The following is a 21,169-nucleotide window of genomic DNA, read 5'->3' as shown; positions in this document are numbered from 1 at the left end:
CTAGGGGCGGGCCCGGCGCGGGCCCGCCCTTCCACCCTGCTAGAGGCCCTTCCGCACCGCTAGAGGTCGCCGTCGCCGCGGCTGGGAAGCCCGGTCTGGGTGGCGATCGCGTTCCACAGGGTGGAGGCCTGCTTCTTGGCGGTGGTCGCCGTGCCGCTCGCCTGCACCGCGTTCTTGTAGTGCTGGTTGCCGGTGTCCGGCTTCTTCGGGTCGCAGGAGGCCTGGGCGTCGGTCGCCCAGGCCGCGTACTCGTCGTCGGCCTGGGCCGAGGCCGTCCAGGCGGCGTTGAGCTGCTCGACCAGCTGCTGGGCGCCGGGCAGCTTGTCGGTCTTCAGCTGGCCGAGCTTGGTCTGCAGCTCGCGCCGCTTGCCGGCCGCGCCGGACAGCGCCTGCTGCGAGTCGGGCAGCTTGTCGCACTTCTGCACCGAGGCGACCGCGGAGACCACGGCGCTGCGGCTGTCGCCGGCGGTGCCCAGCAGGTCGGACAGCGGCTGGGCCTGGGCCTTGACCTCCGGGTCGACCGCCGCGCCGGAGCCGCTCGCGCTCGCCCCGCCGGGGGCGCTGCTGCCGGTGGCGGCGACCGGGGCGGTCTTCTGGTCGGACTTGGTGGTGGTGTCGTCGCCGTTCATCAGCACGGCGACCAGCACGCCGGCCGCCGCGAAGCCGGCCACCACGCCGCCGATGACCAGCTTGTTGGACGAACGGCCGCCGCGGCCCGAGCGGCCCGCCTGGGTGGCGTCCCGCTCCGGCCCGTAGCCGTCCTGCTGCCCGTAGCCGTCCTGCTGGGGGTAGCCGTCCTGGGCGTAGCCGCCCTGCTGGGGGTACCCGTGGCCCGGGTAGCCCGGCTGCTGCTGCGGCACGGCCTGCGGGTAGCCCTGGTGCCCCTGGTAGCCGGGCGCGGCCTGCGGCGGGACGCCGTAGCCGGGCTGGGGCGCGGGGTAGCCGCCCTGTGGGTCGCCGGCCGGGTACGGCGGCAGGTGCTGGGTCTCCGGGGCGGCCTCGGCCTGCGGCGGGACGCCGTAACCGGACTGCGGCGCGGCGCCCCACGGGGGCTGTTGGGCGGGCAGGGCCTGGGTCGGCAGCGCGTGCGCGCCCTCGCCCAGGTACTCGGGCTGCCCGGACGGCTGGCCCACCGGCGGCACGGCCGTGGGGCCCTGCGGCTGGCCCGGCTGGCCCTGGGGCTGGCCGGGCTCGGGGCGGAACAGGTCGTCCAGGTTGAAGTCACCCGAGTTGGGATACGAGCGGCGCTGACTCAACGCGATTCCTCACCTGTGCAGGACCGCGCACTGGCGGCGGACCACATCTCGTCGGTTCTTGGGAGCATCACAGTTCCTTGGACGTCGCGCCCACGCTACCGGTTCGCCTCACCGGGTGACCACGTGGGCGGGACAATCCCACACGCTCCCTGCACAGACGATCGGACGGTCCTCAGGCCGCCTCCGCGTCCGCCCTGGCGTGGAACTCGCGCACCACCCGCTGTTCCCGGTAGGGCTCCAGCCGGCGCCGGAACTCGTCCAGGTACTCCACGCCCCGGTTGGAGCGCAGCCCGCTCAGCAGCCGCACCGCCTGGGTGCCCGTCTCGCAGGCGCGTTCCAGGTCGCGCTGCTGGAGTTGGGCGGTGGCGAGCAGCACCAGGTCCACCGCGCGGCGGCGGACCCGGGTCGGCGGGTGGAGGTCGAGCGCCCGGCGGGCGTAGTGCTCGGCCGGCCCGGCCTGTTCCAGGTCCCGGTGGCAGTGGGCGAGTTCGTCGGCGAGGTAGGCGTCGTCGAAGTGGACGATCCAGTCCGGGTCGTCCTCCGGGCGGCGCTTCTCCATCATCTCCAGCGCCTTGGCCGACACCGCCTCGCAGGAGCGGGCGTCGCCGAGCAGGGCGTGGCCGCGGGCCTCGGCGGCGTAGAACATCGCCATCGCCGTCGGGGTGGCCACCGTCCGGGCGCCCTCCTGGGCGGCGCGGGCGAGTTGGGCGATCTCCCGCGGGTTGCCGAGGGTGGCCGCCAGGTGGCTCATCGAGGCGGCCAGCACATAGCCGCCGTAGCCGCGGTCGTCGGCGGCCTGGGCGAGCCGCAGGGCCTGGATGTAGTAGCGCTGGGCGAGCCCGGGCTGCCCGGTGTCCACCGCCATGTAGCCGGCCAGTTCGGTCAACCGGGCCACCGCGGCGAACAGTTGGCGGCCGGTCTCCTCCCGGTAGGCGCCGCCGAGCAGGCCGGAGACCACCGAGTTGAGGTAGTGCACCACGACCGGGCGGACGTGACCGCTGCCGAAGCGGTGGTCCAGGTCGACCAGCATCGCGGTGGTCGCCTTGATCGCGGCCACGTCGGTCGGGCCGACCCGGGGGCCGCCGGTGCGGGCCACCACCGGGTCGGGCGGGGTGATCAGCCAGTCCCGGCTGGGCTCCACCAGCGCGGAGGCGGCGACCGTCGCACCGGTCAGGAAGTCCCGCCGGCCGACGTCACTGCGCCACAGCTCGCACACCTGCTCAAGGGCCGCGTTCAGGGTCGGCGCGAACTGCAGCCCGATGCCGGAGCTGAGGTTCTTGCCGTCGGCCATGCCGATCTCCTCGACCGACACGCTGCGGCCGAGCTTGCGCCCGAGCGCCTCGGCGATCACGGCCGGCGCCTGCCCGCGCGGCTGCTGCCCGCGCAGCCAGCGGGCGACGGAGGTCTTGTCGTAGCGCAGGTCCAGTCCGTGCTCCGCGCCGCACAGGTTGACCCTGCGGGCCAGACCGGCGTTGGAACAGCTGGCCTCCTGGATCAGTTGCTGCAGGCGCTCGTTGGGCTGTCGTGCGACGAGTGGTCTCGCGGCCATTGGGCTTCGCCTCCCCACACCCTCCGGTCCCGGCCGGCGGGCGACGATGTGCTGATCTGTTGCCGACTGTCCGACCGTCCAAGGAATCTGACACCAGGTTAGCGATCAGCAACGCCAGCGGGATACCCACGGTGACGAACCGCACCCCCCGCGCGCCCTGGGGAATGCTTCCGTGCGCCCCCGCTGCGCCCGCCTCCGCCCGCCCCAACTCGCTTGAGTCACCGGTTCGGGTGACATTGCCGGGATGCGGCCGACCGGGGCCCGCCGGGCCGTAACCAGCCTCACACACGGTAGTTGAGCAGCCCGTGGAAGACATCCCCGACGCCCCCGGCCAGGACAAGAACGCCGGCCTGCCCCCGCTGCTGATCGAAGCCGTCGGCTACGCCGAGAACCGCCACTGGGAGGTGGCCCCGGGCGCCTGGCTGATCGACGGCGACGGGCCCGCCCGCTGCTCCTGCGGCGACCAGCGCTGCACCCAGCCGGGCGCCCACCCGCTGGACGCGGACTGGGCCCGCAAGGCGAGCGCCGGGCCGGGTGCGGTGCGGCGCTGGTGGACGGAGCGGCCCAAGGCCTCGATCCTGCTGCCCACCGGCCGGTCCTTCGACGTCCTGGACGTGCCGGAGACGGCCGGGTGCCTGGCGCTGGCCCGGATGGAGCGGATGGACCTCCAGCTCGGCCCGGTCGTGGTGCTGCCCACCTCGCCCGGCCGGGTGGGGCGCCGACTGCACTTCCTGGTGCTGCCCGGGGTCGCGGCCAAGCTGCCGGAGATGCTCCGCAAGCTCGGCTGGCCGCCCGGGCGGCTGGACCTGGTCGCCCGCGGCGAGGGGGACTGGACGGTCGCCCCGCCGTCCCGGATCGGCTCCACCGGCTACGCCCAGTGGGCCCGCTCCCCCTCCGAGTCCAACCGCTGGCTGCCGGACGCCGCCGAGCTGATCAGCCCGCTCGCGTACGCCTGCGGCCGCGAGGCGCCCGCGCAGCCCGTCCCGGTCGCCCAGCCGGCGGGCGTCTGACCGGACCACGCCCCGCCGCGGACCTGAGGTCCTGTCCGGCGGACCGAAGCCTGCCGCCCTACGCCGATCGGGTGAGGGTGCGCACCGCGCGACACAACGCGCGCGAGTGACGGGCCTTGTCTCCCACCGGAGACGAGGCCCGTCACACGCATGTGCGGATAAGGCCTCGGTCTACCCGCTGGTCAACCGGGAAAGCCCCCCGTACGAGTGACAGCGCTCAAGGATTGCCAAGATCGGCCGAGGGGAGGAATGGCGGTGTGGGGGTCGCCGGAAGGGTCGCTCGGACGGGGAAGCCGGGCGAGGCGGTGGAGGGGAGCGGGAGGGAGCCGGGGAGGACGAGAAGGGCCCGCTGCACGGGGAGCAGCGGGCCCTGATCGTCGGTACGGAGCGGGTGGCCCCGCCCGACCGGGGTCGGGCGGCGAGGCGGGGCACCGGGTCAGGCACCGGGTCGGACGGTGGGGTCAGGCGGTGACTCAGGCGGTGGACTCAGGCGGTGAGGCTGGTGGCTCAGGCCTGGGCGACGAAGACGTGCTGGGCGATGTCCTTGCCCAGCTCCGCCGCGTTCTCCCCGGTGCCGACCAGCACACCGCCGACGCCGGCGCCCATGGTCACCTTCACCGTGGAGCCCGGCCGGACGCCGGCCCGGCGCAGGGCGCTCATCAGCGCGCTGTCGGTCTGGATCGGCTCGCCGATCCGGCGGACCACCACGTCGGCCCCGGCCTCGCCCGGCTTGACGGAGTCCAGCGGGACGAGCGCGGCGTCGAAGCCCTCGCCCTCCGCCTTGGTGTCGCCCAGCTCGTCCAGGCCCGGGATCGGGTTGCCGTACGGGGACTGGGTCGGGTGGCCGAGCATGGCGAGCACCTTGCGCTCGACCGTCTCGCTCATCACGTGCTCCCAGCGGCAGGCCTCCTCGTGCACCTGCTCCCACTCCAGGCCGATCACGTCGACCAGCAGGCACTCGGCGATGCGGTGCTTGCGCATGACGCGCACCGCGAGCCGGCGGCCCTCCTCGGTGAGTTCGAGGTGGCGGTCCCCGGCGACCTGGAGCAGCCCGTCGCGCTCCATCCGCCCGACCGTCTGGCTGACCGTGGGTCCGCTCTGCTCCAGCCGCTCCGCGATCCGGGCACGCATCGGGACGATGCCCTCTTCCTCCAGCTCCAGGATGGTGCGAAGGTACATCTCTGTGGTGTCGATCAGCCCAGACATCGCCGCTGGCTCCGTTCTTCGGTGTCCTCACCGCCAATTCTGACGTACCGCACCGACAACCGGGCCCGCCCCGGGGTTTCCGGGACCGGTTTTCGTTCCTGTTGACAGCGGTACCGCCGGGGCGCGACCGTGCTCGCCGTAGCTTTCTCCACTGGCGGTCCGGGCCATCCCGGCCGCCCCACCCGGCCGGCGCCCCCACCGGCAGAGAGCGAAGGCACCCGATGAACGACCTGGTCGGCAGGTACTTCGACGCCGCGATCGCCCACCTGAACCGGGTCCGCGAGGAGGAGTCCGACTCCATCGAGGCGGCGGCGGCCCTGCTGGCCGAGGCGGTCTCCGAGGGGCGGCGGGTGTTCGCCTTCGGCGCCGGGCACTCCTCGCTGCCGGCCCAGGACGTGGTCTACCGGGCCGGCGGGCTGGTCCCGATGAACCTGCTGAACGTGCCCGGGATGGCCGGGGTGACGATGATGCCCGCACCGCTGTCCAGCGCGCTGGAGCGGGTCTCCGGGCTCGCCACCGCGACCCTGGACCTGACCCCGGCGACCAGCGGGGACCTGCTCTTCCTGATCTCGCTGTCCGGCCGCCAGGTGATGCCGGTCGAGCTGGCCCGGTACGCCCGGGACCGCGGCCTGAAGGTGATCGGGGTGACCTCGCTGGCCTACCCCGGCGAGGTGCCCTCGGCCCACCCCTCCGGCACCTACCTGAAGGACCACTGCGACGTGGTGCTGGACAGCAAGGTCGCGGTCGGCGACGGCGAGCTGAGCCACCCGGGCGCCGAGACCTCCTTCGGCCCGGTCTCCACCATCGTCACCAGCGCGCTGATGCAGGCCGTGGTCGCCTCGGCGGTCGGCCGGCTGGCCGACCGGGCGGCCGCCGGGGACGCGCCCGCGCCGCCGCTGTTCCGCTCCGGCAACGTGCCGGGGGGCACCGAGTGGAACGCCAAGCAGATGGCCGAGAACGCCGAGCGCATCCTCTACACCTACTGATACCGGCAGGACCGCCTGATCCCGACCGGCCCGCCCCCTGGCACGCCCGCTGACGGCGAGTGCCGGTCCGACTACGGGGCGTACCGGACAATCCACCGGGCCTTCCCGGCCATTGCGGACCGCTCCGGCCACCGCCAGGCGTACCGGGAAGCCGCCCGGGGCAGGAGAGCCGAGGGACCTGAGCGACGGGTGGGGGCCGAGCATGGCGTCTGGTGCGGGACCGACCGGGTGGGTGCGCGAACAGGAGCTGCTGCCCGAGTTCTTCTGGGCCGCCGACGCGGCCTCGCTGCGCGGCCAGCGCCGCGCGGTGCTGCTCTCCGCCGGGGAGCTGGCCCTGCTGCTGCTCGCCGCCGCGACCGGCTCGGCCGACGGCGAGCCGTGGGCCTGGTCGGCCGCCGCGGCGTACCTGGGCGCGGTGGCGCTGGCGGTGGTGATCGGCCGGCAGAACCCCCAGGGCCTCTGGTACGAGGGCCGGGCGGCCGCCGAGTCGGTGAAGACACTGGCCTGGAAGTTCGCCGTCCGGGCGGACGCCTACCGGCCGCCGCCGCGCAGCCTGCCGGACGCCGAGGGGCTGTACCGCTTCCAGCTCACCCGGGTGCTGGGCGCCTTCCGGAACAGCCCGGTGCCCGTGCCCGCGAGCGGGGTCGAGGTCACCGAGGCGATGCGCGACCTGCGCGGCCAGCCGCTGGCGGTGCGCCGCGAGGTGTACCTGAACGAGCGGATCCGGGTGCAGCACGACTGGTACCGCCGCAAGGCCCGCTACTGCGCCCGCGCCGGGTACTGGACCGGCGTGCTGGGCGTGCTGCTGCCGGCGCTGGGCCTGGCGCTGGCGGTGCTGCGGGCGCTCGGCGCGTTCACCTACGACGCGCTGGGCACGGTCTCGGCGGTGGCCGCCTCGGTCACCGCCTGGGCGCAGCTGCGCCAGTACCGCCCGCTGGCCGCCGCGTACGCGCTGGCGGCCGAGGAGTTGGAGCTGATCCGCCTCCAACTCGCCCGGCTGGACCTGGAGTCGGTGGACGCCGAGGAGCTCTGGGCGCGGCTGGCCCGGGACGCCGAGGACGCGGTGTCCCGCGAGCACACCACCTGGCAGGCCCGCCGGGAGGTGCGCACCACCACCGACCCGGAGTACTAGGAGGAACGCGTGGCGTTACGGATGGTCAAAACGGCGGACGGCCGCGCCCTCGCCGTCGAGTCCCTCGGCGACCCGCGCGGCCGTCCGGTGTTCCTGCTGCACGGCATGCCGGGCAGCCGGGTGGGGCCGCACCCGCGCAGCACCGTGCTGTACCGGCTGGGGGTGCGGCTGATCTCCTACGACCGGCCCGGTTACGGCGACTCGACCCGGCTGTTCGGCCGCCGGGTCGCCCACGCGGCGGCCGATGTGCGCACCATCGCCGACGAGTTGGGGCTGGACGGCTTCGCGGTGCTGGGCCGTTCCGGCGGCGGCCCGCACGCGCTGGCCTGCGCGGCGCTGCTGCCGGAACGGGTCAGCCGGGTGGCGGTGCTGGTGGGGCTGGCCCCGCGCGCCGCGACCGGCCTGGACTGGTACGCGGGGATGACCCCGTCCAACGTCCGCGCCTACCGGGAGGCGGAGCGCGGGCACGGCCGGATCGCGGACGCGATGGAGTTCCGCTCCCGGCAGATCAAGGACGACCCGGTCCGGCTGCTGAACGGGCTGCGCACCGAACTCTCCCCCGCCGACCGGGAGGTGGTGGCGGACAGCGGGCTGCGCCGGATGCTGCAGAGCAACTACCGGGAGGCGTTCCGGCACGGCGCGGACGGCTGGATCGACGACGTGCTGGCCTTCACCGCGGAGTGGGGCTTCGAGGTCGGGTCGATCGGGGTGCCGACCTGGCTGTGGCACGGCGCGGACGACCAGTTCTCGCCGGTCGACCACTCCCGCTGGCTGGCCGACCACATCCCGGGCGCCGAACTCTTCCTGGAGCCCGGCGCGGCGCACTTCGGGGCGTTCCGGGTGATGACCACGGCCCTGGCCTGGGCCGCGGGTTAACTCCGGATCGGGGTGAGCGGCCCGGAACCGCCCAGCACCGCCAGGATGTTGTCCACCGCGAGGTCGCCCATCGCCTGCCGGGTGCGCACGGTGGCGCTGCCCAGGTGCGGGACGAGCACCGCGCGCTCCTGGGCGAGCAGCGCGGACGGGACGGCGGGCTCGTGCTCGAAGTTGTCCACGGCGGCCGCGAACAGCGCGCCGGACTCCAGGGCGGCGGCCAGCGCCTCCTCGTCCACCACGCCGGCGGTCATGCTGACCACCACCGCCCCGGGCGGCAGCATGGCCAGCCGACGGGCGTCCAGCAGGTGCCGGGTCTCCTCGGTGCAGGGGCAGGTGACGACCAGCACGGTGGAGGTGGCCAGCAGCTCCTCCAGCGGCTTCCACTCGGCGCCGGCGGCCTGCTCGGGCGGCAGTTCGCGGCGGTTGTGGTAGCTGACCGGCATGTCGGAGGCGGCGGCCCGGCGGGCCACCGACTGCCCGATCCGGCCCATGCCGAGCACGCCGAGCGGGGTGCCGGCCAGTTCCAGGCCGAGCAGGAAGTTCGGGCTCCAGGTCCAGGGCGTGCCGGAGCGCAGCAGGCGCTCGCCCTCGCCGAGCCGGCGGGTGGCGGCCAGCAGCAGGGCCCAGGCGGTCTCGGCGGTGGCGTTGGTGAGCACCCCGGGGGTGTTGGTGACGACCACGCCGCGTTCGGCGCAGGCCGCGAGGTCGACGTTGTGGTAGCCGACGGCGTGGTTGGCGACGATCTCCAGCTGTGGGCCGGCGGCGTCCAGGAACTCGGCGTCCACCCGGTCGTTGAGGGTGGTGAGCACGGCCCGGCGGCCGCGGACGGCGTCGAGCAGTTCGGCCCGTTCCAGCGCCCGGTCGGTCTCGCCGCAGGTGACGGCGTACCGGTCGGTGAGCCGTTCCAGGACGCCGGGCGCGGGGTGCCGGGTGACCAGGACCGGGGGCGGGGTGCTCGCACTCATGGTTCCGGAGCGTACCCCGCCCCCTTCCCCGACTACACCGGCTGCGGCTCCAGGTCGCGGTTGATCCGCTTCCAGCCGCGCGCGGAGACCGTGTTGGGGTGTTCCTCGCCGAACTGCCGGATCAGCTCGGAGATCGCCCGGGCGCGCAGTTCGGCGGCCTGGGTGTGCCGGCCGGCCGCGCGCAGGGTGATCGCCAGGTTGGCCTCGCAGGCGACGGCGTCCGGGTGCTGCGGGGTGTAGCGCCCGCACAGGCCGGCGTAGGCGGACCGGCCGAGCTGTTCGGCGAGGTCGGTCTGCCCGGCGTCGCCGTAGGCGTTGGCCAGGTTGATCACCGCGTTGAGGGTGTACGGGTGCTCCGCGCCGACGGAGCGGGTCAGTCCGTCGACGGTGAGCCGGCCGCGTTCGATGGCGCCCTGGACGTCGCCGCTGCCGCGCAGGTAGATGCCGAGGTTGTTGGCGCAGGCCAGGGTGAACGGGTGCTCGTCGCCGAACAGCCGCCGGTGGCCCTCGAAGACGGTGGAGCAGAGGTCGCGGGCGGCCTCCTTGTCGCCGGAGGCGCTGTGGTCGGCGGCCAGGTTGAGCGCGCAGGCGAGGGCGTCGGGGGCGTCGGCGCCGTAGCGCTCCAGGTAGCGCTCGTAGGTCTCCTTGGTGATCCGGCGGGCCTCGGCGAGCTGACCGATCCGGCGGAGCGAGACGGCCAGCGACTTGGCGTTGCGCAGGTTCTCCGGGAGGTCCGGGTCTAGCACGTCGCCGAGGTCGGAGGTGACTTCCTGGAGGAGGTCTACCGAGCCGCGGTAGTCGCCGAGTTCGCGCAGGTCGCGGGCCAGGTTGGACTTGGTGGACAGGGTGTAGGGGTGCTTGGGGCCGAGGACGGCGGTGCGCCGGTCGAGGGTCTCCTGGTCGAGTTCGCGGGCGGCCTCGCTGTTGCCGACCAGCCGGTAGTCGATGGCCAGGTTGTTGGCCATCGACAGGGTGCGCGGGTTGTCGTCGCCGAAGAGTTCGCGGAACTGCTCCAGGATCTCCTGGTCGAGGTCGAGCGCGGCCTGGAAGCGGCCGAGTGCCCGCCGGTCGGCGCCGAGCGAGCCGGCCGTCATCAGGGTGTACGGGTGGTGTTCGCCGAGCAGCACCCGCTGGCGCTCCAGGGTGGCCTCGTCGAGGGCGAGCGCCTCGGCGTAGTTGCCCTGGGAGCGCAGCACGTTGGCGAGCTGGAAGCGCAGCAGGAGGGTCTGCCGGTCGTCGTCGCCGAGTTTGCTGGTCCATTCGGCGTCGAGGGCGTGGCCGAGGTCGCGGGCGCGGTCGAGTTCGCCGCGCTTCCACAGGTAGCGGACCCGGTCGATGAGCAGTTGGCGGGTGTCGGCCTCGTCGCAGTTGTGCGCCTTGGAGGGCGACAGGTGGGGCCAGATCTCGTCGAAGGCGGGCCAGTTGGCGGGGTCGTCGGTGTCGCCGAGGACGGGCCGGGCGCCGGTGAGGATGCGGTGCACCTCGTGGACGGCGATCTCCTGCTCGTCGTCGGTCATCCCGGCCCGGATCACCGCCTGGACGAGCCGGTGCACCTGGAAGCTGTTGCTGCCGGCGTCGACCTTGGCGAGGGCGTACCGGCCGATCGCCTGGATGACCTTGCCCAGCATGAACTTGTCGCTGAGGTCGGCGTCGTAGCGCACCAGCGCGCGGATCATCTGGTCGCTGTAGAAGAGGTTCATCGAGATCGGCTCGGGCGCGAAGAAGGCGCACAGCTGGAGCAGCCGGACGGCCGCCGGGGACTGCTGGCGCAGCCGTCCGATCGAGACGTTCCAGGTCGCGGCGACCGGGGTGGGGTAGTCGGTGGGGTGGTCGACGGCGAGGGCGCGGGCGGCCTCGGCGTGCAGCTGGTTGACGTAGGTGTCGACCGGGGTGCCGGTGGTGTCCAGCCAGGCGGCGGCCACCTCGACGGCCAGCGGGAGGTCCCCGACGGCCTCGGCGACCCGGTCGGCGTCCGGGCGGGAGAGGCTGCGGGCGCGCCGGCACAGGTGCTCGACGCTCTCGCCGCGGGTGAAGACGTCGACCTCCAGCGCCTCGGCGTGCCCGGTCCAGGCCTGGTTGCGGGAGGTGACCAGGATGTGGCCGGAGCCGCCGGGGAAGAACCGGCGGATCTCGGAGGGCTCGTCGGCGTTGTCGAAGATCAGCAGCCAGCGCGAGGTGGGCACGCCGCGGCGCAGCGCCTCCCGGGCGGCCTCGGCGGCCTCGGTGACCGAGTCGCCGACCCGCAGGCCGAGTCGGCGGGCGAGTTCGGCCAGTGCCGGGGCGACCAGTTCGGTCTGCTCGGCGTCGATCCACCAGACCAGGTCGTAGTCGGACATGAAGCGGTGGGCGTACTCCAGCGCCACCTGGGTCTTGCCGACGCCGCCGAGCCCGTACAGGGTCTGCGGGGTGGGCAGGACGGCCGCCATGCCTCCGCGCAGCTGGTTGCGCAGCTGCTCCAGGACGGCGGCGCGGCCGGTGAAGGAGGGGTTGCGCGGCGGGACGTCCCAGACCGAGGGCTTGCTGCCGGGGAAGCGCGGGCCGCCGGCGGGGGCGTCGCCGAGCACCGCGTCGCCGCGGCCGAGGGCGCGCAGCAGGCTCTGGATGGACTGGGTCTCGTCGCGGCCGACCAGGTCGACGGGGTTGCGGTTGCTGAACGGCGCGGTGAGCCGGACGTCGCCGACGCGCACCGGCAGCAGCTGGCGCCGGGTGCCGGAGGGGTCGGAGTTGACCACCGACTCCCACAGCGCCCGGGCCTGCGGGGAGCGCTGGTAGGCGGGCGAGAGCACGGCGACCGTGCGGTAGGCGGAGTCGATGCCGCGCTCGGTCTCCTCGCGCGGGTCGGTGCCGGCGCTGAGGTCGCGCGGCAGCACCCGGAAGCCGGCCCTGGTGAGCACGGACTCGATCCAGTCCGCCCACATCCGGTCCTCGGGCACGTAGGACAGGTAGAGGTCGGCGGGGACGGACGGGCGGCGGCGGGTGAAGGCGTCGACGTAGCGCAGCCGCACCTCCTCGTCGATCGCCGGCAGCCCGCTGACCCGCCCCTCGGTGATCATCGAGGTGAGCCGTTCGCAGGCGGCCAGCATCGAGGTGGGGGTGCCGGTCTGGTCGCCGAAGGTGGCGAGGATCTCCTCGTAGGCGTAGAAGGGCCGGTACGGGATCTCCACCGAGCCCCAGTAGCCGGCGAGTTCCTCGCCGCCCAGGCCGGCGGGCAGGCCGTCGAAGCGGACCCGGGCGAGGGCGCGGCCGGCGTCCGCCTTCTCCTTCTCGCCCTCGTCGATGCGCATCGGGACGGGCAGGATGCGGATGCCGCGGTCGCGGTAGCGGTCGTGGATGTGCTGGGCGATCCGGGAGGCGCCGTCGATGGACTGGTCGCTGAGGGTGAAGCAGACCACCAGGTCGTCGGGCATCTGGACGGTGCAGATCTCGGCGATGTCGGACAGGCCGGTGCGGGAGTCGATCAGCACGTAGTCGTAGCGCTTGGCCATGTCGGCCTTGAGCGCGTCGAAGAACTGCCCGCCGTCGAAGCGGTCGTAGAAGATGTCCCAGTCGAGGTGGGTGACGGCCTCGGAGTAGTCGCGGTTGAACTGGCCCGCGGAGAGGAAGTCCAGGCTGCCGCCGGCCGGGAAGTACGGCCAGGAGAGCGAGAGCGCGTGCGGGTGCACCCGGGCGAAGTCCAGGTGCCAGCCCTCGGCGTGCTCGACCGGGCGCAGCGCCTCCTCGCGGTACTCGGCGATGAGGTCCATCATCCCGGTGGTGCCGGCCAGCGAGGCCGGGTCCAGGAAGGGGTGGAAGAACTTGGCGAGGCCGGGGGCTTCGAGGTCCCAGTCGACGGTGAGCACCCGGAAGCCGTTGGCGGCCAGGATCCAGGCGGTGTTGGCGAGGGCCATGGTGCGGCCGGTGCCGCCCTTGTAGGAGTAGAAGGTGATGATCCGGCCGTTGCGGTCCTGTTCCGCGGCCCGCCGGGCGGCCTCGCGGGCGGCGGCCATCTCGGCGGCGCCGAGGCGGAGGTTCCTGGTGGTGTTGTCGCTCATCGGTTCGGTCCTCCCAAGGGCGCCATCCCAGCATCGGGGTCATCGCCGTCGTCACGGTCGTAGCGGTGGTCGCGATCGTTCTCACGGGCGGTGCGGTGGTTGAGGTCGGTGGTGCGGCCGGTGGTGCGGTCGGTCGTGCGGTCGGTCGTGCGATCTACTCGGTCGGTGTGGCGGTCGAGCGGGGTGCCGCGGTCGAGGGGGGTGCTGCGGTCGGGGGGATCGTTCCGGGCGGTGGGGCCGTCGCGGCCGTCCCGGTCCGGGCCCCGGTCCCGGTCGGGATCCCGATCGGGGTCGTGGTCCCGGTCGAAGGGTTCCGGTCCGTAGGGTTCGGTCCGGTGCCCGCCGAAGCCGTCCGGCCCGTACCCTCCGGGACCGCGGCGGAAGGCCTCGCGCAGGCTGGGCCGGGGCGTCGGCGGCTCCTCCGGTTCGGCCCTGGTGCGGCTCTCGAAGGCGTACTTGGCCTTCATCGCGGCCCGGGGCAGCGCGTCGTCGAAGTCCTCCAGGCTGTTCAGCCCGGTCGGGCCGGTGACGCCGAGGAAGCTGGGGCGGCCCGCGCGCCGGGTCTTGCGCAGGGTCTGGTCGGAGAGCCCGCTGAACTCGCCGTCCCGTTCGAGGCATTCGCGGTCGTCGGTGTTCCACGGCTCCAGCACGCTGACCCAGGTGGCGTCGGAGCGGTCGAAGCGGCGGACGAGTTCGCGGCGGCGCGGGTCGCGCAGTGACCAGCGGTCGAGCAGCAGCAGCCCGGGGGCCTCGGCGTTGCCCTCGATGATCGACTCCACCTCGTCGTCGAACTCGTGCACGGTCGGCTGGAACCCCAACTGCCGGGCCAGGCGCACGGCGTGCTGGGCGATGGGGGATCCGGCCGGGCGGTACGGGTGCCAGTCGGTGCGCCGGGCGCCGTAGAAGTCGGGGTTGCGGTCCCGCGGCAACTCGCCCTGGTGGTAGGTGAGTACGGAGATCCGCAGCTGTTTGGTGGGGGCGGAGACGTTGAACGCGCTCGGCAGGCCGTTGAATTCGAGCCGCCGCCCGACCGGGATCACCGTCTCCTCCGCCACCTGGACGATCCGCGCCGCCAGCCGGTGCACGGCCAGTTCGTACGCGGCCCGGAAGTAGCTGAGCTTCATCAGCGCGTACAGGCCCTCGGTGGCGTAGTCGGGCCCGAATCCCGCGTGGTTGAACTGCAGTTCGCTGGCCACCTTGGGCAGCCGGTAACGGCTCATCGGCGCCCACAGCACCGGGACGATGCCACTGGTGCGCTCCACCTCCATGGTCGCCGGGTAGACCGGACGGCGGGTGAAGGCATGCCACTCCTGGCCGCACGGAACGCTGTTGAAGTACCGGGGCGAGTACAGCGGCACGAACACCCGGCAGGTCGCCAGTTCCTCGGACAGCCGCTCGGCCCACAACTCGCCCTGGTGCATGGACTCGTCCATGAACCCGACGGGCACGCCGGCCGGGACGGTGGTGAGTTGGAGCACCGCCTCGCAGAGGTCGCGGTACAGCTGGCGCACCCAGTGGTTCGGGTCGCCGGCGCCACGCGCACCGGACTTCGGCGTGTGCGCGTAGGAGAGGAAGAAGTACGGCCGGGCCTCGTCCTCGTCCCAGCCCCGGTCAGTCACACGTGCCTCCCCCGGGCCCGTCGGCAACCTGCCTCCCGCAGCCCCCGTGCGGCGGGGTCTCAGTGTAGGAACGACTGACACCCCAATGGAATAGCACAACGGGTCGTACGAATTGACATGACCGAAACGATGCCGCTGTCCTCTTGCGTGGACCAGTACCCTCGTTGCGGCCGACGTGAACGATCAGCCGACGCGAACGATCAGAAGGGGCCCTCATGGACCAGCTCAACTGGCAGCGGTCGAGTTTCAGCGCCGGCGAGGCCCAGTACCTGGAGATCGCCTCCGCCGGGGACCTCGTCTACATCCGCCAGTCCGACAACCCCGACCTGGTCGTCACCACCACCCGGGTCAAGCTCAACGCCTGGATCCTGGGCGCCAAGGACGGCGAGTTCGACCACTTCGTCGGCCTCTGACCCGCTGCCCAGCTGACCCGCTGACCCGCTGACTCGCTGACCCGCTACTGCCGGTAGCGGGCCGCCAGCGTCCGGACCGTCCCGGCGATCCGCTCGCGCAGCTCGGCCGGTTCGAGCACCTCGACCTCGGCGCCGAGGCGCAGGAACTCCCCGTGCGCGTGGTCGACCGACTCGATCGGGACCAGGGCCTCCGTCCAGTCGCCCTCCCCCGGTGTCACCCCGAGGCGGCGGGCGCCCTCCGGGGTGAGCCGCACCAGCGCCTCCCCGGTGTGCAGCCGGGCGTGGAAGTCCGCCAGGTACGTCCGCCAGTACGCGGGCAGGTCGAAGCCCTCCGGCACGGCGAACTCGCCCCCGGGGTCGCCGAGTTCGATGATCTGGTCGACCCGGTAGGTGCGCGTCCCGGACGGCCCGCCGGCCACCAGGTACCAGCGGCCCGCCTTGAGCACCAGCCCGTACGGCTCCACCCGGCGCTCGATCTCCTCCGGCGCCCGCCACCGCCGGTACCGCAGCAGCACCGCCCGGCGCGCCCACACCGCCGAGGCGACGGCCGCCAGGTGCGGCGTCTCGTCGGCGCGGCCGTACCAGCCGGGGGCGTCCAGCAGGAAGCGCTCCTGGATCCGCCCGGCGTGCTCGCGCAGTTCGGCGGGGAGCGCGGCCCGCAGCTTGAGCTGGGCGGCGGCGAGCGCCTCGCCGAGGCCGAGGTCGGCGGCGGTGCCGGGGAGGGCGGCGAGGAAGGCGGCCTGCGCCTCGTCGGCCGTCAGCCCGGTGAGGCGGGTGCGGTAGCCGTCGACCAGCCGGTAGCCGCCCGCGTGCCCGGCCTCGCCGTACAGCGGGATGCCGGCGGCGGCGAGCGCCTCGACGTCCCGGTAGACGGTGCGGACGGAGACCTCCAGCTCCCCGGCCAGTTGCCGGGCGGTCATCCGGTCCCGGTTCTGGAGGAGCAGCAGCAGGTTGACCAGTCGGCTCGCGCGCATGCCGCCCAGTGTTCCCGTCTCCACTGACAGTGGATGTCAGTGGAGTGCCCCTAGCCTGCGGCGCATGAACGACTTCGACTTCTTTCACGGCTCCTGGAACGTGGCCAACCGCCGCCTCACCGCACCGCTCACCGGTGGCGGCACCTGGGAGGAGTTCCCCGGCCGCACGGCGTGCCGGCCGCTGTTCGGGGGCGCGGGCAACATCGACGAGATCCTCTTCCCCACCCTCGACCGCCGGGGCGCCACCCTGCGGCTGTTCGACCGGGCGACCGAGCAGTGGTCGATCCACTGGTCCGACAGCCGGACCGGGCGGCTCGACCCCCCGGTGGTCGGCGGCTTCACCGGGGAGCGCGGCGACTTCCACGGCGACGACGTCCTCGACGGCCGCCCGATCCGGGTGCACTTCGCCTGGCACCGCCTCGGCCCGGACACCGCCCGCTGGGAGCAGGAGTTCTCCGCCGACGGGGGCCGCAGCTGGGAGCTGAACTGGACGATGGACTTCACCCGCACCGGCCCCGCGTTCGAGGGGCTGGCGGCATGAGCTTCATCGTCGAACTGCGCCAGTACACCCTGCGCCCCGGCGCCCGGGAGACCCTCATCGAGCTGTTCGAGCGGGAGTTCGTGACCGGGCAGGAGGCCGTCGGCATCACCCTCGGCGGCCGGTTCCGCGACCTGGACGACCCGGACCGCTTCGTCTGGCTGCGCGCCTTCCCCTCGATGGCCGAGCGCCGCCGCTCCCTGGAGGCCTTCTACTACGGGCCGGTCTGGCGGGAGCACCGCGACGCGGCCAACGCCACCATGGTCGACAGCGACGACGTCCTGCTGCTGCGCGGGCCCGGCTTCCTGCCGCCGCCCGGGGCCCGCGAGGTGCTGGCGACCGTCTGCCACCCGGCCGACACCGCCGCCTTCGACGGCTACGCCGCCCGGCATCTCGGCCCCGGCCACGCGCTGCACCGCACCGAGCACGCCGAGAACGACTTCCCCGTCCTGCCCGTCCGCAGCGGCGAGGACGTCCGGGTGTGGTTCGGCCCGGCCGAAGCACCCCTGGTGCCGGCATCGCCGATGCGGCGGCTCCGGCTGGAGCCCGTGACCGCCTGACCGTCCGGGTGCCCCGGCCCCTCGCCGGGGCACCCGGATATCCGGTGGCAGGCCCGGCGTCCGGCGGCGAGGATCACCGCATGCACGCCTTCCTGGAGACCGAACGGCTCGTGTTGCGCCCGTTCACCGACGCCGACGCCGACGCCCTCCACGCGCTGGACGACGACCCCGAGGTCATGCGCTTCATCAACGGCGGTGAGCCGACCAGCCCGGAGACCGTCCGGGCGAAGGTCCTGCCCCGGCTCCTGCACGACTACCCGTGCTTCGGCACCCGCGGCTTCTGGGCCGCCGAGGAGACGGCCACCGGCACCTTCCTGGGCTGGTTCGAGTTCCGCCCCCTCGACGAGCACAGCCCCGCCGTGGTGGAACTCGGCTACCGGCTCAACCAGGCCTCCTGGGGACGCGGTTACGCCACCGAGGGCTGCCGGGCGCTGATCCGCAAGGGGTTCACCGAGCTGGGCGTGGAGCGGGTCACCGCGAACACCATGGCCGTCAACTCCCGCTCCCGGCGGGTGATGGAGAAGTCCGGGCTGTCCTTCCTGCGGAACTTCACCGGCGACTGGCCCGACGCGATCCCCGGCTCGGAGCACGGCGAGGTCGAGTACGAGCTGACCCGGTCGGCATGGCAGCAGGAGACCTGACGCCTGCATGCACGCATGCAGGCACGCACGGGAAGTCGGATGGGCCGACTTCCCGTGCACGGGCGTCCGCGCGGGTCAGGACCCGCTGGACAGCAGCGCGGCGACCTCCCCCAGCACCCGGGCCGCCGGGGCCGGGTCGACCAGCCACTTCAGGTGGCTGCTCACGAGCGTCCGGACGTCGTACGGGTTGTCCGGCGTCAGGGCGTCGCCCTCACGGATCATCCGGTCCTGCATGGCGGGCGGGATGCTGGTGTCCTCGGCCAGCCGGACGTACGACCGGGGGATCCGGCCCCAACTGTCGGCCCGCGCCCGGTCGTCGGGGCCGCCGGCGTCGAGGTTCTCGTCGGGCTGGAAGGTGTTGAGGAAGACCATGAACTCCTCGTCCGTCCCGTCGGCCAGGAAGGCCGCCTTGAAGGACGCCAGGACGGCCGGGTCCGCGGTGCGGAAGTTGCAGCGCAGCAGCCCGAGTTCGGCCGGGTTGCCGGCCATCGCCGCGGCCAGCCCGGCGGCGTCGACGGCGGCCATCTCGGGCTCGGCGTAGTAGGCGCCGACCGTGAGGTCGACGGGCGCCCAGGCGGAGACGTAGACGATCCGGTCGATCAGGTCGGGCCGCCGGTTGGCCGCGACGGTGGCCGTCAGCCCGCCGCGGCTGTGCGAGACCAGGATGACCGGCCCGTTCTCCTTGGCCCGCTCCAGGATCCCGATCAGGTGCGCGACGTTGTCGGCGAGCGTGACGCCCTTGATCGCCCCGGCCGCGGTGGCGAGTTCGGCGAGGTCCTGCGGCGCCTGGTAGGCCCGCGGGAACGTGGCGGCGAACCCGTGGCCCGGGAGGTCGACGGCCACCGAACGGTGCCCGAGCAGGCCGAGTTCGGCCTGTAGCGGCGCGAACGAGAAGGAGTTCGCGAAGGCTCCGTGTACCAGTACGAACGTCGGCTGCATCTGTCCACACTCCCTGTCCCCCGGGGCCGCACACGAACGGCCGCCCCCGTACGGTGATCCACCCTACTCGGCGAAGATCATCCGCACTACGGTCCGAGCGTTCACGGGACCAGCCTGACGGGCCGGGCCTCGCGCGCCGGATCTCACGGGCCGGGCACAGCGCCGATCCTAGGAGCGGGGTCCGACAGGGGCCGGGGCCGGACAGACCCTACGCGCTCGCCCGGGGCAGCCGGTCGTCGATCGGCACCCGGCAGGCGTTGAGGATGCCGGCGACCGTCGGGTACGTCCCGACCAGCGTCAGGAGCTCCAGCACCTCGATGACCGAGACCCTGCTGCGCCGGCTCGACGTGATCGCCGGCGGGTTCACGGCCTGACGTCGGGCGCACCGTTCCCGGAAGCGCATGGAGCAAACTTGGCCCCTGCGCCGACGGCGGCGGCCGCCACCCCGAACTGGACACCGCGCTGACGGAACAGCCCCAGGGCTCACCATTCCTCGGCGAGCCCGAAGCAGTAGCCATGTTCAGGCGACAGTTCGGCCCAGCTCCCGCCCCGACGCGCCTGCGCAGGAAGTCGGTGGCACCGACTTCCTGCGCGCCAGGGCCTCGGCGGCCGGGCGATAGCCCGGGTCAGCAGAAGACGGCCTTGATCAGCTGGTCCAGGGCCTTCGGGAACTCGACCGCCGGGTTCTTGTCCGAGTCGCCGGTGGTCAGTCCGGCGGTCAGGGTGCGGCTGCCGTCCGGGGTGGCGATCATCAGGGCGCCGTAGCCGCCGGGGGCACCGCCGTTGTGGTGGACGATGGTGACGTCGCCGTTCTCCGGGCCCAACTCCTGGATGAACAGGCCCAGTCCGTAGCCGAGCAGGCCGTGCGGCGTCCGCATCTCCGCCAACAGTTCAGCCGGCAGCAGTCGGCCGCCGAGGAGGGCGGTGAAGAACACCTGGAGGTCCCGGGTGGTGGAGATCATGTCCCCGGAGCCGCAGAGCAGCGAGAGGTTCTGGCGGGAGACGTCGACCACCTTCCACTCCTCGCCGTCCTGGTAGCGGCAGTAGCCGTGGGCGTGCGGGCCGGGGAGCTCCGAGAGGTCGCCCGGCACCACGGTGTCCGCCAGCCCCAGCGGCCGCAGGATCCGCCGCTGCATCTCCTCCGCGTAGGAGCGTCCGCTCAGGGCTTCGACCAGCAGCACGGCCAGCGTGTAGTTGGTGTTGGAGTAGCTCTGGTCGGTTCCCGGTTCGAACCGGGCGGGCTTGGCCAGCGCGAACTCCACCAGTTCGTCCGGTCGGTAGCTGTGGAACCGGTTGTCCACCCACGCCTTGCCGATCGAGGGCAGCCCGGGCACGAACTCGCCGCCCTCCAGTTCGCCGGTGCAGTTGTAGACGCCGCTGGTGTGCTGGAGGAGCATCCGCACGGTGATCCGCTCGTCCAGGGCGAACCGGGGCAGGTGTTCGGCGACCGGCGAGTCCAGCCCGATCGCGCCGTCGGCGACGAGGTTCAGCAGCAGGGCGGCGACGAAGGTCTTGGTGGTGCTGCCGACCCAGAACTGCCCCTCGGTGGACGGCTTCGCGCTCTCGCCCAGCTTGTGCACCCCGGCGCTGCCGGTCCATTCGCCGCGGTCGTCGCGCACCCGCAGCTGTATTCCGGCGAAACCGGCGTCGACGAAGTCCTGGGCGGCCTTGCTCAGTTCGGGGCGGTCCTGCTCGATGCTGCTCATGGTCGTTCCTTCTCTCAGGCGTGGCGGGCGTGGCGGGCGTGGCGGGCGTGGCGGGCGTGGCGTGGGCGGGAGTGGGAGCGCGGGCTCAGAGGCTGCGGGCGGTGATGTCGCCGTAGGCGGTGGTGGCGTGGATGGTCAGCCCGGGGGTGCCGTCGGCGTTCTTCAGGGCGTTGTGGATCCGGCCGTGGCCGGTGCCGGCGTCGAGGGCGGCGGAGACCCCGCGGGCGGCGCCGACGGCGATCCGGCCGTACTCGGTGCGCAGGGTGACGGCGCCGCTCACGGCCTCGGTGATCCGCAGGTCGCCCTTCTGGGTGTGGATCTCGGCGGGGCCGCCGAGTCGGCCGACCTCGATGTCCCCGTCCTGGAGGGCGAGGTGGGCGCCGGCGGTCTCGTCGAGCTTGACGGTGCCCTGGGCAGCCTTGAGGGTGACGTCGCCGAGGCGGCCGACGCCGCGGAACTCGCCGAGCGCGGCGGTGGCGTCGATCCGGGAGCCGGCCGGGAGTTGGACGGTGACCTCGACGGAGCCGGAGCTGCCGAGGACGCGGTTCCGCGCCTCCGGGGTCACCACTCGGAGCACGCCGTCGGCGTAGGCGACCTCGACCCGCGCGGCGGCCTTCACGTCGCGGCTCTTGGTGGCGTCGGCGGGCCGGACCTCGACGACGGTGTCGGACCGGTCGGCGGCGATGAACCGGATGCGGCCCGCGGGGATGTCCAGGACGGCCGAGACCGGGGCGGTGGTGGCGAACTTCTGCATGGTGCTCTCCTTCT

At 73.4% G+C, this 21,169-nt stretch carries 18 protein-coding genes; 8 read left to right on the top strand and 10 right to left on the bottom strand.

Annotation, left to right across the window (positions count from 1 at the left end; genetic code table 11):
* Nucleotides 1-59 precede the first annotated feature (59 nt).
* Both ACZ47G_RS17925 and ACZ47G_RS17920 read right to left on the bottom strand, forming a co-directional pair.
* Entirely contained in the window at nt 60-1,256 is a 1,197-nt protein-coding gene (locus ACZ47G_RS17925; protein WP_465743690.1) for a hypothetical protein, read from the bottom strand.
* A 172-nt stretch (nt 1,257-1,428) separates the two neighbouring features.
* Nucleotides 1,429-2,805, bottom strand: coding sequence for a transcriptional regulator (locus tag ACZ47G_RS17920; protein ID WP_465743688.1), 1,377 nt, complete (start codon nt 2,803-2,805; stop codon nt 1,429-1,431).
* 305 nt (nt 2,806-3,110) lie between these two features.
* Between ACZ47G_RS17920 and ACZ47G_RS17915 the strand changes: the two genes are divergently transcribed.
* Nucleotides 3,111-3,815, top strand: a complete 705-nt coding sequence (locus ACZ47G_RS17915) for a bifunctional DNA primase/polymerase (RefSeq protein WP_465743686.1) — start codon at nt 3,111-3,113, stop codon at nt 3,813-3,815.
* 507 nt (nt 3,816-4,322) lie between these two features.
* On the opposite strand, the gene ACZ47G_RS17910 is transcribed toward ACZ47G_RS17915, so the two are convergent.
* The gene (locus tag ACZ47G_RS17910) at nt 4,323-5,021 is read right to left on the bottom strand and encodes a metal-dependent transcriptional regulator (RefSeq protein WP_465743684.1); all 699 of its coding nucleotides are present in this window, start codon (nt 5,019-5,021) and stop codon (nt 4,323-4,325) included.
* A 221-nt stretch (nt 5,022-5,242) separates the two neighbouring features.
* Between ACZ47G_RS17910 and ACZ47G_RS17905 the strand changes: the two genes are divergently transcribed.
* The 3 genes from ACZ47G_RS17905 (at nt 5,243) to ACZ47G_RS17895 (ending at nt 8,015) form a co-directional block, all read left to right on the top strand.
* On the top strand, nt 5,243-6,007 hold the full coding sequence (locus ACZ47G_RS17905; protein ID WP_465743682.1) for an SIS domain-containing protein: 765 nt from the start codon (nt 5,243-5,245) through the stop codon (nt 6,005-6,007).
* Between the two features lie 232 nt (nt 6,008-6,239).
* On the top strand, nt 6,240-7,139 hold the full coding sequence (locus ACZ47G_RS17900; RefSeq protein WP_380455197.1) for a DUF4231 domain-containing protein: 900 nt from the start codon (nt 6,240-6,242) through the stop codon (nt 7,137-7,139).
* A gap of 21 nt (nt 7,140-7,160) precedes the next feature.
* Nucleotides 7,161-8,015 carry an alpha/beta fold hydrolase gene (locus ACZ47G_RS17895; protein ID WP_465743978.1) on the top strand — a complete coding sequence of 285 codons (855 nt, stop codon included), beginning with the start codon at nt 7,161-7,163 and terminating at the stop codon, nt 8,013-8,015.
* Here ACZ47G_RS17895 and ACZ47G_RS17890 read toward each other — a convergent pair.
* Genes ACZ47G_RS17890 through ACZ47G_RS17880 form a run of 3 tightly spaced genes read right to left on the bottom strand, consistent with a single transcriptional unit; the run spans nt 8,012 to nt 14,630 of the window.
* Entirely contained in the window at nt 8,012-8,980 is a 969-nt protein-coding gene (locus ACZ47G_RS17890) for a 2-hydroxyacid dehydrogenase (RefSeq protein ID WP_465743679.1), read from the bottom strand. The two genes, ACZ47G_RS17895 and ACZ47G_RS17890, sit on opposite strands and share 4 nt — an antisense overlap.
* A gap of 32 nt (nt 8,981-9,012) precedes the next feature.
* Nucleotides 9,013-12,966: an FxSxx-COOH system tetratricopeptide repeat protein gene (gene fxsT, locus ACZ47G_RS17885; RefSeq protein ID WP_465743976.1), complete on the bottom strand. Its 3,954-nt coding sequence runs from the start codon at nt 12,964-12,966 to the stop codon at nt 9,013-9,015.
* Between the two features lie 41 nt (nt 12,967-13,007).
* The gene (locus ACZ47G_RS17880) at nt 13,008-14,630 is read right to left on the bottom strand and encodes a TIR-like protein FxsC (protein ID WP_465743677.1); all 1,623 of its coding nucleotides are present in this window, start codon (nt 14,628-14,630) and stop codon (nt 13,008-13,010) included.
* A gap of 215 nt (nt 14,631-14,845) precedes the next feature.
* Between ACZ47G_RS17880 and ACZ47G_RS17875 the strand changes: the two genes are divergently transcribed.
* Entirely contained in the window at nt 14,846-15,043 is a 198-nt protein-coding gene (locus ACZ47G_RS17875; RefSeq protein WP_380455203.1) for a DUF397 domain-containing protein, read from the top strand.
* A gap of 44 nt (nt 15,044-15,087) precedes the next feature.
* On the opposite strand, the gene ACZ47G_RS17870 is transcribed toward ACZ47G_RS17875, so the two are convergent.
* Nucleotides 15,088-16,017 (bottom strand): helix-turn-helix transcriptional regulator, encoded by a 930-nt coding sequence (locus ACZ47G_RS17870; RefSeq protein ID WP_465743675.1) that lies wholly within the window; start codon nt 16,015-16,017, stop codon nt 15,088-15,090.
* Nucleotides 16,018-16,081: 64 nt separating this feature from the next.
* Between ACZ47G_RS17870 and ACZ47G_RS17865 the strand changes: the two genes are divergently transcribed.
* From ACZ47G_RS17865 to ACZ47G_RS17855, 3 genes are all read left to right on the top strand, one after another.
* The gene (locus ACZ47G_RS17865) at nt 16,082-16,558 is read left to right on the top strand and encodes a hypothetical protein (RefSeq protein WP_465743673.1); all 477 of its coding nucleotides are present in this window, start codon (nt 16,082-16,084) and stop codon (nt 16,556-16,558) included.
* Nucleotides 16,555-17,115 (top strand): NIPSNAP family protein, encoded by a 561-nt coding sequence (locus ACZ47G_RS17860; RefSeq protein ID WP_465743671.1) that lies wholly within the window; start codon nt 16,555-16,557, stop codon nt 17,113-17,115. The genes ACZ47G_RS17865 and ACZ47G_RS17860 overlap by 4 nt, the downstream gene beginning before the upstream one ends.
* Nucleotides 17,116-17,195: 80 nt before the next feature.
* Nucleotides 17,196-17,756 (top strand): GNAT family N-acetyltransferase, encoded by a 561-nt coding sequence (locus ACZ47G_RS17855; RefSeq protein WP_465743669.1) that lies wholly within the window; start codon nt 17,196-17,198, stop codon nt 17,754-17,756.
* 75 nt (nt 17,757-17,831) lie between these two features.
* Here the strand turns inward: ACZ47G_RS17855 and ACZ47G_RS17850 are convergent, their stop codons facing one another.
* The 3 genes from ACZ47G_RS17850 to ACZ47G_RS17840 form a co-directional block, all read right to left on the bottom strand.
* Nucleotides 17,832-18,695 (bottom strand): alpha/beta fold hydrolase, encoded by an 864-nt coding sequence (locus ACZ47G_RS17850; protein WP_465743667.1) that lies wholly within the window; start codon nt 18,693-18,695, stop codon nt 17,832-17,834.
* Between the two features lie 626 nt (nt 18,696-19,321).
* A complete protein-coding gene (locus ACZ47G_RS17845) occupies nt 19,322-20,401 on the bottom strand; it encodes a serine hydrolase domain-containing protein (RefSeq protein ID WP_465743665.1) in 1,080 nt (359 codons plus the stop codon).
* 85 nt (nt 20,402-20,486) lie between these two features.
* The gene (locus ACZ47G_RS17840; protein ID WP_465743663.1) at nt 20,487-21,155 is read right to left on the bottom strand and encodes a DUF4097 family beta strand repeat-containing protein; all 669 of its coding nucleotides are present in this window, start codon (nt 21,153-21,155) and stop codon (nt 20,487-20,489) included.
* Between the last annotated feature and the right edge of the window lie 14 nt (nt 21,156-21,169).

This window comes from Kitasatospora sp. NPDC030952, from assembly GCF_055571335.1.
This window is presented reverse-complemented; position numbering and strand designations above follow the sequence as displayed.

Excerpts from the sequence above, each read along its gene's own strand:
- ACZ47G_RS17895 (WP_465743978.1), top strand. The coding sequence starts at position 7,161 with ATGGTCAAAACGGCGGACGGCCGCGCCCTCGCCGTCGAGTCCCTCGGC.
- ACZ47G_RS17870 (WP_465743675.1), bottom strand. The coding sequence starts at position 16,017 with ATGCGCGCGAGCCGACTGGTCAACCTGCTGCTGCTCCTCCAGAACCGG.
- fxsT (WP_465743976.1), bottom strand. The coding sequence starts at position 12,966 with ATGGCCGCCGCCCGCGAGGCCGCCCGGCGGGCCGCGGAACAGGACCGC.
- ACZ47G_RS17845 (WP_465743665.1), bottom strand. The coding sequence starts at position 20,401 with ATGAGCAGCATCGAGCAGGACCGCCCCGAACTGAGCAAGGCCGCCCAG.
- ACZ47G_RS17865 (WP_465743673.1), top strand. The coding sequence starts at position 16,082 with ATGAACGACTTCGACTTCTTTCACGGCTCCTGGAACGTGGCCAACCGC.
- ACZ47G_RS17920 (WP_465743688.1), bottom strand. The coding sequence starts at position 2,805 with ATGGCCGCGAGACCACTCGTCGCACGACAGCCCAACGAGCGCCTGCAG.
- ACZ47G_RS17910 (WP_465743684.1), bottom strand. The coding sequence starts at position 5,021 with ATGTCTGGGCTGATCGACACCACAGAGATGTACCTTCGCACCATCCTG.
- ACZ47G_RS17840 (WP_465743663.1), bottom strand. The coding sequence starts at position 21,155 with ATGCAGAAGTTCGCCACCACCGCCCCGGTCTCGGCCGTCCTGGACATC.
- ACZ47G_RS17890 (WP_465743679.1), bottom strand. The coding sequence starts at position 8,980 with ATGAGTGCGAGCACCCCGCCCCCGGTCCTGGTCACCCGGCACCCCGCG.
- ACZ47G_RS17860 (WP_465743671.1), top strand. The coding sequence starts at position 16,555 with ATGAGCTTCATCGTCGAACTGCGCCAGTACACCCTGCGCCCCGGCGCC.
- ACZ47G_RS17875 (WP_380455203.1), top strand. The coding sequence starts at position 14,846 with ATGGACCAGCTCAACTGGCAGCGGTCGAGTTTCAGCGCCGGCGAGGCC.
- ACZ47G_RS17905 (WP_465743682.1), top strand. The coding sequence starts at position 5,243 with ATGAACGACCTGGTCGGCAGGTACTTCGACGCCGCGATCGCCCACCTG.
- ACZ47G_RS17855 (WP_465743669.1), top strand. The coding sequence starts at position 17,196 with ATGCACGCCTTCCTGGAGACCGAACGGCTCGTGTTGCGCCCGTTCACC.
- ACZ47G_RS17850 (WP_465743667.1), bottom strand. The coding sequence starts at position 18,695 with ATGCAGCCGACGTTCGTACTGGTACACGGAGCCTTCGCGAACTCCTTC.